Origin of the sequence: Sulfurospirillum halorespirans DSM 13726 (assembly GCF_001723605.1) — a bacterium.
Lineage (GTDB): Bacteria > Campylobacterota > Campylobacteria > Campylobacterales > Sulfurospirillaceae > Sulfurospirillum > Sulfurospirillum halorespirans.
Map to the genome: position 1 here is coordinate 2,669,823 of NZ_CP017111.1, position 17,198 is coordinate 2,687,020.

At 43.0% G+C, this 17,198-nt stretch carries 18 protein-coding genes; 8 read left to right on the plus strand and 10 right to left on the minus strand.

Translation table 11 applies throughout. The features are described 5' to 3' along the window. The 9 genes from SHALO_RS13340 to SHALO_RS13380 all read right to left on the minus strand — a co-directional run bounded on the left by SHALO_RS13340 (position 1) and on the right by SHALO_RS13380 (position 8,015). Positions 1–2,013, minus strand: a complete 2,013-nt coding sequence (locus tag SHALO_RS13340) for a TonB-dependent receptor plug domain-containing protein (RefSeq protein WP_069478953.1) — start codon at positions 2,011–2,013, stop codon at positions 1–3. Positions 2,014–2,100: 87 nt separating this feature from the next. Then, a complete protein-coding gene (locus SHALO_RS13345; RefSeq protein ID WP_069478954.1) occupies positions 2,101–2,889 on the minus strand; it encodes an ABC transporter ATP-binding protein in 789 nt (262 codons plus the stop codon). Beyond that, the gene (locus SHALO_RS13350) at positions 2,886–3,902 is read right to left on the minus strand and encodes a FecCD family ABC transporter permease (RefSeq protein ID WP_069478955.1); all 1,017 of its coding nucleotides are present in this window, start codon (positions 3,900–3,902) and stop codon (positions 2,886–2,888) included. Before SHALO_RS13350 ends, SHALO_RS13345 begins: the two co-directional genes overlap by 4 nt. Beyond that, on the minus strand, positions 3,899–4,915 hold the full coding sequence (locus tag SHALO_RS13355; protein WP_069478956.1) for an ABC transporter substrate-binding protein: 1,017 nt from the start codon (positions 4,913–4,915) through the stop codon (positions 3,899–3,901). Before SHALO_RS13355 ends, SHALO_RS13350 begins: the two co-directional genes overlap by 4 nt. Beyond that, positions 4,912–5,946, minus strand: a complete 1,035-nt coding sequence (locus SHALO_RS13360; protein WP_069478957.1) for an LLM class flavin-dependent oxidoreductase — start codon at positions 5,944–5,946, stop codon at positions 4,912–4,914. The genes SHALO_RS13355 and SHALO_RS13360 overlap by 4 nt, the downstream gene beginning before the upstream one ends. Further along, on the minus strand, positions 5,943–6,488 hold the full coding sequence (locus tag SHALO_RS13365) for a globin domain-containing protein (RefSeq protein ID WP_069478958.1): 546 nt from the start codon (positions 6,486–6,488) through the stop codon (positions 5,943–5,945). The genes SHALO_RS13360 and SHALO_RS13365 overlap by 4 nt, the downstream gene beginning before the upstream one ends. A gap of 9 nt (positions 6,489–6,497) precedes the next feature. Continuing rightward, on the minus strand, positions 6,498–7,175 hold the full coding sequence (locus SHALO_RS13370) for an energy transducer TonB (protein ID WP_069478959.1): 678 nt from the start codon (positions 7,173–7,175) through the stop codon (positions 6,498–6,500). Next, entirely contained in the window at positions 7,172–7,579 is a 408-nt protein-coding gene (locus tag SHALO_RS13375) for an ExbD/TolR family protein (protein WP_069478960.1), read from the minus strand. The genes SHALO_RS13370 and SHALO_RS13375 overlap by 4 nt, the downstream gene beginning before the upstream one ends. Then, a complete protein-coding gene (locus tag SHALO_RS13380) occupies positions 7,569–8,015 on the minus strand; it encodes a MotA/TolQ/ExbB proton channel family protein (protein WP_069478961.1) in 447 nt (148 codons plus the stop codon). Before SHALO_RS13380 ends, SHALO_RS13375 begins: the two co-directional genes overlap by 11 nt. 279 nt (positions 8,016–8,294) lie before the next feature. Here SHALO_RS13380 and SHALO_RS13385 point away from each other — a divergent pair, with 279 nt between their 5' ends. The 6 genes from SHALO_RS13385 to SHALO_RS13410 all read left to right on the plus strand — a co-directional run bounded on the left by SHALO_RS13385 (position 8,295) and on the right by SHALO_RS13410 (position 15,646). Then, a complete protein-coding gene (locus SHALO_RS13385; RefSeq protein ID WP_069478962.1) occupies positions 8,295–9,068 on the plus strand; it encodes a TOBE domain-containing protein in 774 nt (257 codons plus the stop codon). A gap of 189 nt (positions 9,069–9,257) precedes the next feature. Next, positions 9,258–9,830 (plus strand): globin domain-containing protein, encoded by a 573-nt coding sequence (locus tag SHALO_RS13390; RefSeq protein WP_069478963.1) that lies wholly within the window; start codon positions 9,258–9,260, stop codon positions 9,828–9,830. A gap of 36 nt (positions 9,831–9,866) precedes the next feature. Continuing rightward, the gene (locus tag SHALO_RS13395; protein ID WP_069478964.1) at positions 9,867–11,945 is read left to right on the plus strand and encodes a TonB-dependent receptor; all 2,079 of its coding nucleotides are present in this window, start codon (positions 9,867–9,869) and stop codon (positions 11,943–11,945) included. Positions 11,946–11,956: 11 nt separating this feature from the next. After that, the gene (locus SHALO_RS13400; RefSeq protein ID WP_069478965.1) at positions 11,957–12,979 is read left to right on the plus strand and encodes an ABC transporter substrate-binding protein; all 1,023 of its coding nucleotides are present in this window, start codon (positions 11,957–11,959) and stop codon (positions 12,977–12,979) included. Positions 12,980–13,025: 46 nt separating this feature from the next. Continuing rightward, positions 13,026–14,807, plus strand: coding sequence for a radical SAM protein (locus SHALO_RS13405; RefSeq protein WP_069478966.1), 1,782 nt, complete (start codon positions 13,026–13,028; stop codon positions 14,805–14,807). Between the two features lie 71 nt (positions 14,808–14,878). After that, positions 14,879–15,646, plus strand: coding sequence for a class I SAM-dependent methyltransferase (locus SHALO_RS13410; RefSeq protein WP_069478967.1), 768 nt, complete (start codon positions 14,879–14,881; stop codon positions 15,644–15,646). A gap of 36 nt (positions 15,647–15,682) precedes the next feature. On the opposite strand, the gene SHALO_RS13415 is transcribed toward SHALO_RS13410, so the two are convergent. Beyond that, on the minus strand, positions 15,683–15,892 hold the full coding sequence (locus SHALO_RS13415) for a TOBE domain-containing protein (protein ID WP_025345956.1): 210 nt from the start codon (positions 15,890–15,892) through the stop codon (positions 15,683–15,685). A gap of 169 nt (positions 15,893–16,061) precedes the next feature. Between SHALO_RS13415 and crcB the strand changes: the two genes are divergently transcribed. Beyond that, complete coding sequence (gene crcB / locus SHALO_RS13420) at positions 16,062–16,451, plus strand: fluoride efflux transporter CrcB (RefSeq protein WP_069478968.1); 390 nt, start codon at positions 16,062–16,064, stop codon at positions 16,449–16,451. Then, on the plus strand, positions 16,448–16,759 hold the full coding sequence (locus SHALO_RS13425) for a DUF190 domain-containing protein (RefSeq protein ID WP_069478969.1): 312 nt from the start codon (positions 16,448–16,450) through the stop codon (positions 16,757–16,759). Before crcB ends, SHALO_RS13425 begins: the two co-directional genes overlap by 4 nt. Positions 16,760–17,198: the final 439 nt, after the last annotated feature.

The window sequence follows — 17,198 nt, forward strand, 5'->3', positions numbered from 1 at the left end:
TTAGAAGCTATAACGCACATTCGCGTAATAGTTTCGACCCTCTTGAACATAGCCATTATTGTAGTAATATAGCTCATCAAAGAGATTTTTAATACCAACAGCAAGCTCAAGTGCTTTTACAGGCCTATACGCAACTCGTATGTCTGCCACTGTATAGGAGCTGCTCTTTTCACTCCCTGTTACATTAGAATAACGCTCACCTTCATGTCGAAGGATAGGGGTAATATCAATCGAATGAATCGGCGAATAGGTCATACTTGCATAATAGCTGTGTTTGGGTGTATCGGTCGTGTACTGTGCATTTGCCGTTTTACTGTCTTCAATTTCTGCGTCAATATAGGTGTAAGAGAGTGTACTTTTAAGCTGACTGCTCCACAGCGAATCAAAGGTAACTTCAACACCTTTATGCTCTTCTTGATCGAAATTTTGCATCTGTTTACAGTTTGTACCGGTACAACCCAGTGTTGCATCCGTATTGGTTAAACCACTCACTGAAGCAATATAATCTTTTGTTTTCGTGTAAAAAAGCGCTACTTTAGCATGATGATCGTCCACAAATGCCCAGTCAGTGCCGACTTCATACGTCGTAGAACGTTCTGCATCCAAGCTAGGATTGAGAATATAATCTCCAAATTTTGAGGAGTAACGATCTTTCAGTGTTGGCATATTGCTCTTTTGAGAGACACTTCCATAAAACATCAGATCTGTCGTCGCATGAAACGTCAGAATGGTTTGAGGATTGAACGCATCGGAGTCATATTTGGGGAACTCTCCAGCGATGAGTGTTCCTGCACTGTTACGATACTCCGCTTTGGTAATCTCATTTTTATCGTAACTACCACCTAATGTCCACGTCAATGCGTCAGTGAGTTGCCATGAATATTCAGCGCCTAACGACAACGTTTTACTCTCATCTTTAAGATCTGCATTAGGAGATTTTGAGCTGATGTCTTTATGGTTATCATATTTTTGGGAAACAGAAAGTTTTAAAAGATGGTTATCAGCGATTTTAATATCCCCTTCGACAATGCCACCAAAGGTATTATCATCGTATTCTGAAATCTCGCTCACAACATCTTGCGCCCCAGATTGTGGTGTTCCTTTAAAAAGAATTTTGTTGTAAAACTCATCGTAATACAAACGCGTTTTAAGATAATGTTCCCCAATAGCCGTTTTGGTAATCAAATAATAACTTGTCTTATCCCAGTCTTTCCAATCCCAGTTGCGATTATAGGCAGTGTTATTCGTAGTACCTTGCGCCATCGCAAACCACGGTTGCTCTTTTTCACCACGTTGAGCGATATAATTGAGTGAATATTCATCTGTCAAATTGGGCGTATAGCCGACTTTGATGTTTATTTTTTTATCGCCGTACTCTGAATTGGAACGTTTGCGCCCTTCTTGATGCCCCGCTGAATCGTAATCGCTTGGAAGTTTATAATAGTCTCTTTGCATATTTGAAACGGAGAGTAAGCCGTAGTAAAGCTCTTGCTTTGTTCCGATGGTTGCATACTCTTCATAGCCATTGCCACTAAATACGCCAGCTCCAACTTCGCCCTCAAGCTCTTTGGTCGGTTTTTTAGTAATAAGGTTAATTGCCCCACCCATTGTATTCGCCCCGTACATCGGAGAAACATACCCTTTGGAAACGTCTATTTCGCCAATATCATAGGTTTTGAACCGCGCCAAATCGATATTGTGATCATACGGAACGTAAATGGGAATACCGTCGATATAAATAGGCACGCGTGTACTCGAAAAGCCACGCACACGCACTTTTGACTCACCTCGAGCCCCTGTATAATCCGCATAAACACTCGGTACACTTTGAAGCGCTTCAACAACGGTTTTTGCTTCGCTCTCTTTAATTGTTTCCGTTGACACCACCTCAACGCTCGGATTTTGACTGATATCTTTCTCCGACGTTACCTCGATTTTTCCTAATTCATACGTCTCACCCATCAACACGGATGCTGTGATCAACGAGAGCGCCACGCCAATTTTAAATTTCATTTTTTCTCCTTTTGTATGTTTACCAAGACATAATATTTTATTTTATACAACGCTATCTCTAACTTTTCAAAAAATCCGACCGACCTCCTACACTTTAGTGGAATGAACAAAAGAAGGAATGCAGACAGGATAGCCGCAAACCGTCTGTTTAAGCTCGATGTTTGTGTGGTAAAGCTCGTTAATAAGCTCCTGCGTAATCGTTTTACATGTAAGCCCATGAGCCAAGATATGCCCGTTTTTCAGCGCATAAGTGTAACCGCCTAGCATCAGCGCATGTTCAGGAAAATGGGTTGATTTTAAAAAGGTGTAGCCCTCTTTGGAGAGCTTCATAATTGTCTCCAAAAGGCGCAGTTGATTGCCATAATCGAGCCCCGAAACGGGCTCATCCATGACCAAGATTTTTGCCCCTTGCGCCAAGGAACGAGCGATTAAAACCAGCTGTTTTTCACCGCCACTCAGCGTTTGAAAAGTGCGCTTTTCCAGATGCCCAATGCCCAGTCGCTCCATCGCCACACGCGCTAAATCCCTGTCTGTTTTACTTGGTTTTTGAAACCATGACTCAAAAGCGATGCGCCCCATAACGACAATGTCGAGTGCGCAAAACGCAAACGCAACTTGCGTACTTTGCGGAACATAGCTTACATGTAAAGCGCGTTCTTTAATGGAATAGCTCTGTAATGTTTTGCCTTTTAAAAACACTTCGCCACTTTTGGGGCTTAAAAGTCCTAAAAAAAGCTTCATCAGCGTACTTTTTCCCGTGCCATTGGGTCCTAGAAGTGAGACGATGGAACCCTCATCAATGTGAAGATCCACCCCTTGCAAAATCGGCGTGCTGTTGTAGGAAAAATAAAGATTTTCAGCGCTGTAAAAACTCATGCAAACCCTTTTTTCGCATTTTTCAACGCAAAAACAAAGATAGGAATACCAATAAGCGAAGTCGCAATACCGATGGGAATCTCCACGCTCATCGACGTACGGCACAAGGTATCGACGATGATGAGAAAGGTCGCTCCCAAAAGTGCGCACATCGGAAGCAGAACGCGGTTATCTGCTCCCACTAAAAAGCGCGCAATATGCGGTATGATAAGCCCCACCCAGCCGATCATTCCAGCAACGACAACGGTGAGCGTACTCAGCAAAGTAGCGAGTAAAATTGCACTGTTGCGCACCCACACCACACGCACTCCCAGCGCCTTCGCATCTTCATCGCCCAGACTTAAAACATTGAGGTATTTGCCCATTAAAGAGAGCGCAATGGTGCTAAAAATCAGAGGAATGGCAACGCCAGAGAGTGTTTTCATATCGACCGCGCTGAAAGAGCCCATCAACCAATAAACAATCGTCGGAAGTTTGTTGTACGGGTCGGCGACATACTTCACCGTTGAAAGCAGTGCAGAGAAAAGCGAGCTGGAGATGACGCCACCAAGGACTAAAAGAATCGTCTGCGAGCCGCTTCTGCCATAAATCTTCGCCACACCAAGGGCGACTAAAACGGCTACAAACCCAAAAGCAAAGGAAAAAAGTTGCACCCCAAACCAACTCTCAGAGATCATAATGCCAAGTGCTGCGCCAAACGAAGCACCGGCAAGCACGCCCAAAATACCAGGCGAAACTAGAGGGTTGACAAACATCGCTTGAAACGCACCACCCGAAACCGAGAGTGCTGCGCCGACTAAAATGACCGCTAAAATGCGTGGTAAGCGAATGTCAAAGACAATGTTGGAAAGCAGCATTACCTCATTGGGAGCCGTGCCAATGTTCAGCAGTTTCCATAACAGCAGTTGCGTAAGCGTGCTAAGGTCGATCTCATAGCGACCAAGGGCTAGGGAAATGAGCAAACTTAACCCAAGCAATACAGCCATCATGCCAAAAAGAAACGAGTTTTTCATAGCACGCCCGAGATGTGATGGATATGCTCATCGGTTAGATCAATGTTCAAAAAGAGTTTGTAAAACTCACGCATCTCTTGCGCAAATTGCTCCGAATTGGGCGTATTGTAAAAGATATGCGTCAGCCATCGCACGCCCAAAAGCCGCATAAACGAAGGCGGTCGATCGATCCAGTTAAACGGCACTTTAGGTACGAGAAAGATTTTGCCCTCATGAACCGCTTTGATGGAATTCCACCTCGCATCGCTTTTGACTTTCTCAAAAAATTCTCTCTCTTGCGCGATGATGACATCGGGATTGTATAAAATAACTTGTTCTAAAGAGACCTTTTCAAGCCCAAGTCCGCTTTTGGTCGGGCAGAGATGCGGATTAATCCCCCCTGTAAATTTGATCGCTTCGTAGTGAAATGACTGGTCACACTCGGTTGCAAGCCCATCTGCACCCTCAGCATAATAGACAACAGGGCGTTTTGTCGCGTTTTGTTGCACAACCCTTTTGGTTTTTTCCAGTACGGCACTGGCATAGTCTGAAAGCACTTTCGCACGAGCTTGCCTGTTTAAAACTTCGCCAAAGAAAAGGTAGGCTTTGGACAGACTCTCAACACTCTCTAAATCCACATTTATACTAGGTATCTTGCTGCTCTCAAACAGGTACTGCGCTAACTGACTCGAAGCATCGTTATTCCATAAAAAGACCACATCGGGATGCAACGAGAGCAAGGTTTCCCTGTTCATACTGTTCCCTCCTCCTTGAAGACCTCCCACAACGGGAAGTGCCATAAAACGAGGATCGAGCATATTGGAGGATTCGTTATTGCCACGCGCATGGTTAAAGTTCAGCCCTACGATCAAAGAAGCATCAATCGTATAGATCATATACGTTGATGGTGGTGAAGTCCCAAATACTTTGGTGATGACATCAGGGATTTCAACTTTTTTACCGCCCATATCGACGATCTCACGAGCACTCAAACTTACGAGTAACCCCAAAAGTACTAAAATGATTTTTTTCATACCAATTCCTTTGTTACTTCGCAATACGGTCGCACTTTTTCATTAAAGGTTCGCAATAAACTCACATTTTCAAGCAGATCAACCCCAAGCGGTTTGAGCGTTATCGTGACGTGGCTCAAACGTGCTTGAATGGCTTTGATTTTTTCAATACACGTTTTAGCATCGCCAATGATGCCACAGTCAAAAAACTTCTGCCCATCAAAAAAGGTGTTGCGCTCCACGATCAGTTTTTCATAATGGGTTTTATTGAAATGAGGTGATTTGTGAAACGAAGAAGCGGCACGCATCGACTTGGCAAAATGGTCAATCGCAGGACGTGCTTTATACACTGCCTCTTCGATGCTAGGGGCAACATAAAACGTACGTAACAGCACGATCTGTGGCTTAAACCCAGCGATCGTTTCGTACGCGTGGCTCACCCGTTCGCACTCGTCTAAATCAACCCCTTGCGAGAGCATCAGTCCAAACCCTTTTTGGGCAGCAAACGCAATGGTTTCATCCGAGGCAAAGGTTGCGATGTACGTTGGTATAGCGGTTTGAAATGGTTTGGGCTCGATATCTACTTCTGCAAAATTGATGTATTCACCCTTAAAACCCACGGGATTTTCGTTTACATGTAAAAGCTGCGTTACCGCGTCCACACACTCAAACATCATTGGACGAAGATTTTCAACAGTGACATTGAAATGCTTAGAATCGGGCGCAAACGCGCCTTTGGCAAAGCCTAAATTCATCCGTCCTTTGGTGAGATGATCCAGCGTCGCAACCTCTTCTGCTAAACGAATTGCATCGTAAAAAGGGGCTAAAAACCCTGCACAGCCAAGCCTTGCGTACTTTGTTCTTGCCGCGACATACGCTAAGAGTAACGTGGGTGATGGGCAGATGCTAAAGTCGTTAAAGTGATGTTCACCCACCCAGATTTCATCAAAACGCATCGCATCGGCAAGCTCGATCAACTTGAGCTGATTTTCAATCGCTTGGTTGGCATTGACATTAAAGCGCTCAAAAAGGCAAAAAATTCCCCATTTCATAGAATGCCAAACTCCTCTTTCATGTCTTCATACAAAAAACGTTTCATCGGTACGCTTGTGCTTCGGCGGTTGACCATTCGCATCGAAAAAGGCTCGATCCAGTTCCAAAACTCCCCGATCAACTCTTTGGGAAAATCAAGATCGTGCAGGGTCTGTTTATACGCCATCAACCACACAACCCTTGCCTCATCATCGATGGCAAAAGGGGCATGCGTGCGACACAAAGAAGGTGGACCGTAACTAAACGTATAGGTTTTTTCACCACCCAACGCTTGAATAAGAAAATGGCTCGCTTTGGTCACGCCTTCCATAAAATGAGCCTCATCACTCGGGTACATCTGCGCAACAGCGCTTTTTTGAAGCAAGCGGTGATGATGCAACACAATTTTATGAATCGTTTCTGCACCTATTTTTGCTAAAAAGTCAGGTTTTGGCAAAATAATCGAAGGCAGCGGCGCTTTTAAGTTGATAGGGCTCCATTGAAGGCTTTCGCTCTTTTTAGCGACTGAAGGTTTATGAAGAAAATGATGACCATTGCACATGAAATTTCCTTAAGATTTGAGCTTAAAAACAACGGGAATTGCGATCTCTAACGCCTCTTTGGGTGGAAACTCAAACGGAGTCGCATCCAAAACGGCATCGATGGCATTACGATCTAAAACCACTTTGCCACTGGACTTTGCAATCTTAATAGACGAGGCATCAACCGTTCCATTGGCATGAATCAAAAATTGTACGACCGCCTCGCCCTCCACGCCCATCTTTTTAGCCATGGAAGGGTAACGAAGACTCTCTTGGATTTTTTGCCTCACTTTGGCAAGATAGATGGAGAGCAGATCGTCGCTTTGGCGCGCAGCAGGTGCGCTAATCGCTTGTTCTTGTGCTTTTGCAGGTGCTACTGCTTCGACACGTTGTTCGACAAAAGGCTCAGGCGAAGGAGTAGATGTGACAACCTGTTTTGGCGTTGGCACGGTTTTAACGATCTCTTTTGGTACTTTTTTTTCAGGCTTTTTCGCTACGATTGGCTCTGGTGGTGGCGTTACATCGTGTTTGATTTCTTCCGTTACAGGCATAGGTTTTGGCTCATCCAAAAAACTCACTTGCGTGACGATAAACTCGCGCATAGCAGGCTTTGGTATCATCATACTTCCCATAAAAAGCGCATACGCAATCATTACATGTAAAAAGAGTGTTCCAAATGAAGCGGCGAAAAAATGCGATGCTTTCACGCGCCACCCTTTGTTGTCTGAATCGCAAAGGTGCTGATGCGGTGTTTTTTGCACAGATCGATCACTTTGACCACATATTCAAACGGTGTTTTCGCGTCACTTCGCAGTAAAATATGAGGCTCAGACGCACTGATCTGGGCGATTTTGGCATCCAAATCTTCGAGCGAAACCGCTACATCATCATAATAAAGCTCACCTGATTCGCTCAATGAAAGTGTAATCGGTTTTTGCTCATCTTTGCGGTTTTCAGCATTGGAGGCTTGGGGAAGAGTGAGCGGAATTTTACCTTGGGTCACAAAGGTAGCCGTGACCATAAAAATGACCAAGATGACCAGTACAATGTCCACAAAAGGGGTCATATTGATCTCGGCAATATCGCTCTCATACACAAATTTACGCTTCATCGAGCTGCGCTTCTTTGTATGTTAAAATGACTTTGACCCGTCTGATGAAATAGTTGTACGCGATAACGCAAGGAATCGCGACAAAAAGCCCCGTCGCAGTGGCGATCAACGCTTCAGAGATACCTTGCATAATAGGTTGCACATCAAACGCATTAGAAGCACCAATCGTATGAAACGCTTGGATAATGCCCAAAACGGTTCCAAAAAGTCCTATAAAAGGGGCATTATTGCCAAAGGTAGCTAAAATGCCCAAACGCGCCTCAAGGCTAAGACGCAACGTATAATAATCCATATTTTGATACTTTTTTTCAATCACACTAAACGCTAAAAGACGCTCTATCATCACCCCAACCGCTATCACACTCATGGTGACCAACACCCACAGTACAGGGTCGATCCCTAACAGGGCAAACGATAAAAGTTTTTCACTCAACATCTCTTCTCCTTAAAATAGCCATTTCCAAAACCCTTTAGGCTCAACCGATATGTACTGCACATAAATAACGGTTGAGCGAAAAAGAGCTGACAACAAGAAACGAGACCATTATAACGTAATATATATGACAATACAACGGTAAAGTATACACCCACCACCTACTTAAGTGTTTAAAAAATAAGCAATCCCTTTTCTAAAAGGCTTTCCAAAAGCGCTTCACACGACTTTTGTGCTATACTTATTTTTAAATTACTCCTTCCTAGGATACAGAGGACACCCATGTTAGAAGCACGACTTTGGATGAAAAAAAGCGATAAAAATTTTCTTGGCAAAGGGCGCATTGAGCTTTTAGAGAACATTCGAGAGTTTGGCTCAATCCACGCAGCCGCCAAAGCCATGAAGATGAGTTACAAAGCCGCATGGGATTCGGTAGATGCCATGAACAATCTCTCAGAGATTCCTTTGGTGCTAAAAACAAGTGGCGGCAAAGGTGGTGGTGGGACGATTATCACCCCAAAAGGCGAAGAGGTTATCGCGGCATTTCATAACTTGCAAGCTAAACATCAGCAATTTTTAGATCTTTTTGCCAACAGTGACGACCTGCTTACCATCGTTCAAACCCTAAGCCGACTCTCATTGAAACTGAGTGCGCGCAACCAACTTATCGGAACTATCAGCGCGATTAGCGAAGATGCCGTCAATGTTGCGATTGAGCTGACTATCAAAGCTGCTGATAAAATTTATTCCAGTATTACCAAAAACAGTTACCAAGAGCTTGGTCTTCATCTTGGAGAGAGTGCCATTGCGATCATCAAAGCAAGCTCTGTGCTTCTTTCAAAAACAAAACCGACTATTGCGTGTGAAAACCTCCTCAAAGGCACAATCATCCAAATCCTCAGTGACACATCCAACACCGAAGTGACGCTGGAATTGGAGAGTAAAAGCACCATCACAGCGACCATTACCAACGATGCATTTGAGCCACTTAATCTCAAAATAAACGAAGAAGCGTATGCTTTTTTCAAAGCTTCCAATGTTATTTTAGGCGTTTGATACTATCTTGAACGCCTTTCCCCTCTCTTTTAAAATGCTTAAATAGTAACCATTTTGGTGCATATAAAATAACACCTCAGCTATTTTTACTCTTGCCATACACTTTTTTTCCTGCTACCATTATATTTTAATTTATATAACGTATTAGCGTAAAAATTATTACGTATTCTAATGCACTAAGGAGACACTATGCCTGTCATGATCGATGGAATTAAAGTTCAGTTATTCAGTGAGTGCGATACAAACGCCCCTTTCCCCACTGCCGATGAGACGCCAAGGCGTGCACACCCCAAGATCGATATGATCTTCCCCGAAGTCTTTTTCCCTTCCAATAGAACCTATTTAGCTCTTGGTGAAGCCAAAATTCGTGAAGTGGTCAAAGTCCACCATGAGCTTGTGCGTCACAGTAAGATCGGGCATCTCTATCCGCAAGAGGAAGCTGATTTTATCGCAGCTACAAGTAAAATCGAAGACTTTTTTGTGCAGATGCTAGGCGGCAAAGACCTCTACACGAGCGTGCAAGGGCATCCCAAACTTCGCGATCGCCATTTTCCCTTTGAAGTGACCGAAACAGGGCGCGATATTTGGCTGATGAGTTTTCGAAAAGCCCTCAAACAATGCGCCGTTCCTAAAGAATTTTTGCCTGAAATTTGGAATTGGGTTGAGTCCATCTCGATTCGTATGATTAACAGGCGGACGAGTATGGAGATGGTCAAGCGCTACCCATATGAGAGTATCCGCTCCTATTTTGATGCTGAATAATCTTTACATGTAAACCAAAATCTCAAGGAAATTAGAATGAAGAAAACCTCGCTTTCATGGATCGTTGCTATGAGTTTGTGTTCTGCGTGTGCGGCACAAAGTGTTACCTTAGAGCCCGTTGCTGTTGAAGGAGAACAAGAGGCTTCCACACCCATTCGTTTAAGTGACGCAAAGACCGCTCTTCTTTTAGAAGATCAAACTTCTCAGCCGTCCACGCTTAATGAAGCACTGAGCGATACCTTTTTTGTCAACTACAAAAAAGCGGGTGAATACAACTCGGAGCCTTACATCAGAGGGCGTTCGGTTGCAGGTGTTCCCATTTATATCGAAGGAATGCGTCTTAATGCAGCCCATAATGACGCCACCAATCTCTTTAATATGAGTGATGTGGCAGAAGTGGACGTTTACAGAGGTGCGAATGGTGCGACGCTTGGTATGGGCGCTATGAGCGGTGGCGTGGTCGTGAAATTTAAAGAACCACAGTTTAGCACGAGTGATGAATTTCAAACATCAAGTTTTATCAATGCCAAAACCTCTCTGTTCTCAACCACAGGCTATGCGACAACGCTTGGTACGACGCTGTATAATCAATGGCTCAATGTCTCCTTTAGCGGCGGGGTGAATGAGTATAATGCTTACGAAAATGGCAGTGGCGATGAAGTGCCTCATTCGGACTCGGAAGCCTCACATTACAACCTTTCCGCAGCCATTAAAACGGGTGATGACAGCTATATTTACGGTCGTTTTATGAAAGATAAAAGCAGCTCTGCCGATCCACTTTCACGCTACCAACAAAGTGGCATTTGGTACTATACCGATCATCCCGATGACGATGCCAAAACCTACTTTTTTGGCTTTAAAAAAGGCGAATGGAATGGGTTCAGTGACATTGACCTCCAATTCTTTGGCAATGACCTTCACTATGATGTCAATACCAAAAAAGAGTCTTCGGTGCCTTACGCCACAGAACTTTTCAGGGAGAGTGAGACCAGAGGTGTTAAACTCTCTGCTAAAAAAGAGCTAGACGCACACCAAACACTTTCATTGGCGATGACTTATTCTAAGATGGAGATCACCAATGGTGTGAGACAATGGAGCACCAGTACGAATTCATGGGGTGATTGGAGCAGTGCCTTTGGAATTAAAGGAGGCGATATTACTACGATGGGGGTTCAAATTGCCGATGATATTAAATTCGATAAGGCATTTTACACGCTTGCGCTTGGCTATGAAAACGTCAAACGCAACGTCACTTCCAATGTCAATACAACCAAACTAGACTCCCTAATCCCCGAAGCGCTTGATACACTGATTCAAAAAACCAACACCGATGAACGCGACAATCTTCTCTCCATGAGTGCCAAAGCAGGCTATGAATTTTCACCCGCTTTTGTACCCTATATCAAACTCTCTAATGCAGAGCGAACCCCTTATTTTAACGAAGCGTATGGCAATAATCCAAGTAATGGAAGTCAAATTCCCAATCAAACGCTTGAAAATGAAAAAGTATGGGACATCGATGTAGGCATGGATGGTAAATACGAGCGTTTTTACTACACCTCAGCGCTTTACTACCAACGCTACTCGGATTACATCGAGCTTGTTAAAACAGGCTACCTGACCACGGGTGGACTTCCTATCAAACGTTACATCAACCTAGATGAAGCGATCATTTACGGTGCTGAAGCGATGGCAGGCTATGGACTAGGGAATGATCTTTTTGTGGAAGCGGCGTATCTGTACACACACGGTCAAAATGAAGATGATGACACACCTTTAGCCTTTATCGCCCCTCAAAAACTCACTCTCTCTTTGGCACAAAAACGCTCAAAAGGGCTCAGTTGGAAACTCGAAGAAGTCTTTGTTGACAATCAAGACCGTATCTCCAGCGTCAATGGCGAAATCGCAACACCGGGGTATTCTTTGACAAACGCTTCGATGAGTTATGGATTTTCAAAACTAGGCATTCTTAAAAATGCTGTGGTCAGTTTTGAACTCAATAATATCTTTGATAAATCGTATCGTGAACACCTCGATAAAATCTCTTCAACAGCATGGTATTTACCTGACAACGCTGGTATCAACGGTGTTTTATCGCTTAAAGCGGCATTTTAAAAGGAGTTCTGATGCGTTTTACTCTTGCTTTTTTACTGATGTTTGTTTCGCTTTTTGCCAATGAAGCGCGCACCTTTGTCGATATTTCAGGCAAATCGATCACGTTGCCTGAACCTATCACGCGTATTTATGGCTCGGCGCCACCGATTAGTTTTATGATTTACGTCATTGATGATGCACCTCTCATTGGTGTGAATTTTCCACAAACCAACCAAGATAACGCCAATGGCGACACATTTTTGTCCAAACATTTTATGAGCCTTCCGATTTTAGGCGGTTGGCATGGCAATAACACACCCAACCTTGAAGCCATTATCGCCGCAAAACCCGACGTGATCATCACATGGGATACGCCGCTTCTGAATGAAAAAACGGCGAAAGATATAGCGCGCATCAACATTCCTGCACTGAAAGTGAACATCGATGATTCGCGTAACTATCCTGAAGTGTTTCGCTATCTTGGTAAAGTCATGCACAAAGAGGAGCGCGCCAATGCGCTTGCATCCATGGCTCAAACCTATTTGGATGAGCTGAAAACCTTTGTGGCAAGCGTTCCTCTAAGTGAGCGTACCAAAGTCTATTATGCCGAAGGTTCTTTTGGCTTGCAAACCGAGTGCGATGTCTCGTTTCACTCCGAACCTTTGATGCTTGCAGGGGGAAATTTAGTCCATAAATGCGTTCAAAACAGCGTCATCGGCATGCAAGAGGTTAGTTTTGAGCAGGTTTTGAGTTATGAGCCTGAGGTGATTATCGTTCAAAGTCCTGCCTTTTACAAAACAATCTTTGAAGATAAGAAATGGGCGTTGCTTAAAGCGGTACAAGCCAAACATGTTTATCTTATTCCAAAATCGCCTTTCAACTGGACAGATCGTCCGCCTTCTTTTATGCGCATCATTGGCGCACACTGGATCGCAAGCAAGCTCTATCCTACCCGTTATCCGTACAAAATTCAAGAAAAAGTCAGAGCGTTTTACCAACTCTTTTTTGGTGTCTCGCTCAGTGATAAAGAGCTTAAAACCTATTTTGATCTTTAACAGCGATTGCTTCCTAAAGAAGCTTTTTAAGAGAAGGAAATGCCTTATGATTTGCCCAATTTGCGAACGAAGATGCCGTGTGGAAGACAACGGCATAGGTGCATGTGGACGTTACCAATGCCAAAATGAGACGATGATAGAACGCTTTGCTAATTCGTATCTTGTCGTAGCACCCATCTCTGCTGAGACGATGCCCGTGCTTCATTTTCATCCCCGTGCCAAATTTTTGCAAATTAGCACCACAGGGTGTAATTTTGACTGTTTGGGGTGCATCTCAACCGTTGTTGCCAAAGAGATGAATGTACAAAGCCCAGCGCTTAAACAGTTATCGCCGATGCAAATTATCAACAAAGCATTAGAGCAAAAATGCGATGGAATCGCCTTTTTAATGAATGATCCCCTCGCCTCGTTTTACACGTTTCTTGAAATTTGCACCCTTGCCAAAGAGTATGGTCTGTTGACAGGGTGTTCCACCAATGGCTATTTCACACCCGAATCTCTTGATCTACTCGCCCCTCATTTAGATTTTGTCAACATTGGGCTTAAAGGTTTGTGCAATGACGTCTACAAAAGTTGTGGCGCAAACAGCTACAAACCCGTTTTGCGCAATATTGAACTTTTTTACCGAAAAGGCGTTCATGTCGAAGTAGCATATATTCATAAAAAAGATAACGAAGAAGAGGTCTTAGCGATAGCGGAGACTTTATCACACATCTCTAAAGAGATTCCCCTTCAAATCATGCGGTTTATCCCTATTGATGATGCGAGCATTAGCCTTGAGCCTTCCATATTAGCCTCTGAGATGCTTTATAAAAAACTCATATCACATCTTGATTATGTCTATCTTTTCAACTCCCCAGGATCGGAATGCCTCAATACCTACTGTCCTGAATGTGGTGCACTGATTTTTGAGAGAGATTTTTACGGTCCAATGGGTTCAAAATTAAGAACGATTAGCCTTAACTATCAGAATAACACCTGCGCACACTGCCATCATCTTCTTCCCATCATAGGAGAACCGTGTCAAAAAGTATTTGATGAAGATGGTTTTGAAGGCGGCTATCCACTCACCAGAGCCTTAGAAATTGTCGAAGGAACACTCGTAACTTTGGGTGTTACAGAGCAAAAAGATGTCACAACGTGTTGGGAAGAACTTTTACGAGGTGACGGGCTGAAACGTTTACATGTAAACATTCAAAACTTTGACGATTATGCCAAAACGATTGAATATCTTGCCACACTGACCCATAGAGAAGATACTGCCAAAAAGCTTTTAACCTATATGCGAGAGAAGATTGCTGTCATTGCGCAAGAACTCCCCAACATACAAACCAAACCACGCGTCTATTACGTGATGGGGAAGCCCCTGTTTGCACTTGAAGAGGAGCGTCTTGAAAATCAATTGGTAGAGATGGCAGGAGGTATTAGTGTCAACAAAACGCTCAGTTTAAAAGGAAGACCCGGACGAAAAATATCAGCTCAAAAACTCAACGAGCTCAATCCTGATGTTATTTTTATTTCGTCATTTTTGGATTGTCCGCTAGATGAGTTTTACGCGTATTGTGAAAAACAAGGCATTGTTGTCAATGCAACGAAACACAAACGCATCTATACGCACCTTGCCCCTTGCTTTGATTTTGGTAGTCCTCGTTGGATTTTAGGCTTGATGCACATTGCCAATATGCTGCATCCCGAACGGTATCATTTCGATGTTTTAAAAGAAGCAACCCTCTTTTATCGGGAGTTTTACGAAAGTGACTTTACGATTGCTTCGGTTAATCGCTCCTTTGCAAAACCAAGCAAATACCACACAATGATGCAAATTTAAGCACTGCCCTCTTGTACTTAGAGGTAAATTTCGTTATAGTTGCATGTATATAACGTTGCAAAGGACAGAGCATGGAACCCAATTTCAATTTTTGGGATAATATGGCAAAGCGCTACCCGCGTTTTAATGATATTTCAATGAGTAAAGATGTCAATCACATCATCAACTGGTGTCAAAACAGAAATGTCTCATTTGAAGGTGCTTCTATTTTAGATATTGGTGCAGGTACGGGAACCATTGCCATTCCTTTAGCCCAAAAAGGTGCACACGTCACGGCTATGGACATTTCTGAGGGTATGTTAGCCGCACTCAATGAAGATGCCAAAGAGCAAGGCGTTAGCTTACAAATGCACACGCACCAAAGCGATTGGGATTCGTTTCCTCTGAGTCAACAGTACGACATCGTGATCGCGTCCATGACACCTGCGATTAGCGATCTTCAAAAAATTGACAAAATGCTAGGTGCGACCAAAGGACTTGGCATTTACGTAGGCTGGGGAAAATATCGCATCAATAAACTGGTCGAAGCCTTGGTCAAGGCGCATATCATCGAAGAAGAGGAAGATTGCGCATCGGCAGGTTGCATTAAAGCGGCGCAATTTATTGACATCTTAGATGAGCGAAACATTCCTTATGAGAGCAGTTTTTTTGAAACCTCTTGGAGTGAAACGTATAGTTTTGAAGAGGCAAAAGAGTACGCCTACGATCAACTCAAACGCAAAGAAATCGTACCCAACGAAGCAATCGTTGAATCCATTTTGTCCGAAAATCTTGATGGCGATAAAGTCCAAGTAACCACGGAAGCTGAAAAAGGGATTATTTTATGGAGAGTTGCGTAAGAAGATGAAGATGCCAAAAGGCATCTTCTCGTAATTTTATTCTTTAATCAATAAAACGCTAACTGCTTTAACCACGACTTTAACTTTGTCACCCTCTTTAAGACCCATCTCTTCAATCGATTCCATCGTCATCACTGAGCTCATTTTATTGGCAATAATGTCGCCTACATCGACTTGGCACATCACTTCGCCTTTTTTAATCTTTGTAACCGTTGCAGTGATCTCATTTCTAGCGCCGTATTTCATCTCAGACTCCTTGGGTTAATGTAGGAAAATCCTACTCCAAAGCCTTATAACCTGTCAATTCCAAACGCTTTACATGTAAAGATGTTTAGAGCCATTCCAAGCGCTTATTTTCAAGAGGCAAAGCTCCTTTATGTTATACTTGCATCAAATTCTACTAAAGGTTTTGGGGATGTTCTACACCGTTTTGGCTATTTTCTCAGGTGCTGGTTTTGGTGCACTTTTACGCTGGTTTTTAGGTACTAAACTCAACAGCTACACCCCTTCTATTCCCTTAGGAACACTCAGTGCCAATTTAATTGGCGGATATTTGATTGGATTATTTATCGCTTTCTTCGCCTCCAACACAGCCATTGCACCCGAATGGCGGCTTTTCATCATTACAGGATTTTTAGGTGGACTCACCACCTTTAGCACCTTTAGCGCCGAGATCGTCGCCCTCATTCAAGAAGGACGTTTTAGTATGAGCGTTGTCGCAGTTTTTTTACATGTCATGGGTTCAATTACGATGACGCTGCTGGGCATTGCCAGTTACACCCTACTTCACAAAGGAAGCTTATGAAAGGTTTTCAACTCGTTTTTTTAACCCTACAAAGTCGCAAACACCCCAATGGTGAGCACATCAGCCAGTGGCTTATGGATGTTTCTGAAAAAATTGGCATCAAAGGCGTAACGATTTTAAAGGCATCCCAAGGTATTGGAAGAGATGGAAAACTGCACTCTTCAAACTTTTTTGAACTGGCGGATGAGCCCCTTGAGATTATGATGAATGTGAATGAAGCAGAGTGTGAAAAACTCTTTACACTTCTAAGTGAAGAGAAGCTGGGACTTTTTTACACCAAAACTGCGATCGAATTTGGGACAATTTAGTTCAGGAGCGTTCGTGCCCAGTCAGTTTTAAGAACGCTCATCTTTTTTTTCAAAAACTCCACTCTCTTGCACCTTTTTTTATGACACAACGATACATGACTCTAAAAATAAGTCACGCAAAAATAGACGAATTAATTTTACAAAATTTAATGATATTTGTATACAACTTTACTAAGGTATCAAAATTTATTTTATTTTTAAAATTTTATCACATATCACTTATCAAATAATCATCATTTATGAGTCTAATTCTCAAAAGTACATTTTTTATTGAAAAACACCATAAAAAGGCATCAAAGTGAATCTTTATGCCACAAAAAAGACACTTTTACTACATAATAGGGCTTAAAAGTACTATCATTTCTCCTAAAAATCCATTTATATACAACTGATCTATCTGATATACTTCATAAAAATATGGAAGTATTAAGGTTAATCT

Coding starts and splice junctions, on each gene's coding strand:
- SHALO_RS13340 (WP_069478953.1), bottom strand. CDS start 2,013: ATGAAATTTAAAATTGGCGTGGCGCTCTCGTTGATCACAGCATCCGTG.
- SHALO_RS13345 (WP_069478954.1), bottom strand. CDS start 2,889: ATGAGTTTTTACAGCGCTGAAAATCTTTATTTTTCCTACAACAGCACG.
- SHALO_RS13350 (WP_069478955.1), bottom strand. CDS start 3,902: ATGAAAAACTCGTTTCTTTTTGGCATGATGGCTGTATTGCTTGGGTTA.
- SHALO_RS13355 (WP_069478956.1), bottom strand. CDS start 4,915: ATGAAAAAAATCATTTTAGTACTTTTGGGGTTACTCGTAAGTTTGAGT.
- SHALO_RS13360 (WP_069478957.1), bottom strand. CDS start 5,946: ATGAAATGGGGAATTTTTTGCCTTTTTGAGCGCTTTAATGTCAATGCC.
- SHALO_RS13365 (WP_069478958.1), bottom strand. CDS start 6,488: ATGTGCAATGGTCATCATTTTCTTCATAAACCTTCAGTCGCTAAAAAG.
- SHALO_RS13375 (WP_069478960.1), bottom strand. CDS start 7,579: ATGAAGCGTAAATTTGTGTATGAGAGCGATATTGCCGAGATCAATATG.
- SHALO_RS13380 (WP_069478961.1), bottom strand. CDS start 8,015: ATGTTGAGTGAAAAACTTTTATCGTTTGCCCTGTTAGGGATCGACCCT.
- SHALO_RS13385 (WP_069478962.1), top strand. CDS start 8,295: ATGTTAGAAGCACGACTTTGGATGAAAAAAAGCGATAAAAATTTTCTT.
- SHALO_RS13390 (WP_069478963.1), top strand. CDS start 9,258: ATGCCTGTCATGATCGATGGAATTAAAGTTCAGTTATTCAGTGAGTGC.
- SHALO_RS13395 (WP_069478964.1), top strand. CDS start 9,867: ATGAAGAAAACCTCGCTTTCATGGATCGTTGCTATGAGTTTGTGTTCT.
- SHALO_RS13400 (WP_069478965.1), top strand. CDS start 11,957: ATGCGTTTTACTCTTGCTTTTTTACTGATGTTTGTTTCGCTTTTTGCC.
- SHALO_RS13405 (WP_069478966.1), top strand. CDS start 13,026: ATGATTTGCCCAATTTGCGAACGAAGATGCCGTGTGGAAGACAACGGC.
- SHALO_RS13410 (WP_069478967.1), top strand. CDS start 14,879: ATGGAACCCAATTTCAATTTTTGGGATAATATGGCAAAGCGCTACCCG.
- SHALO_RS13415 (WP_025345956.1), bottom strand. CDS start 15,892: ATGAAATACGGCGCTAGAAATGAGATCACTGCAACGGTTACAAAGATT.
- crcB (WP_069478968.1), top strand. CDS start 16,062: ATGTTCTACACCGTTTTGGCTATTTTCTCAGGTGCTGGTTTTGGTGCA.
- SHALO_RS13425 (WP_069478969.1), top strand. CDS start 16,448: ATGAAAGGTTTTCAACTCGTTTTTTTAACCCTACAAAGTCGCAAACAC.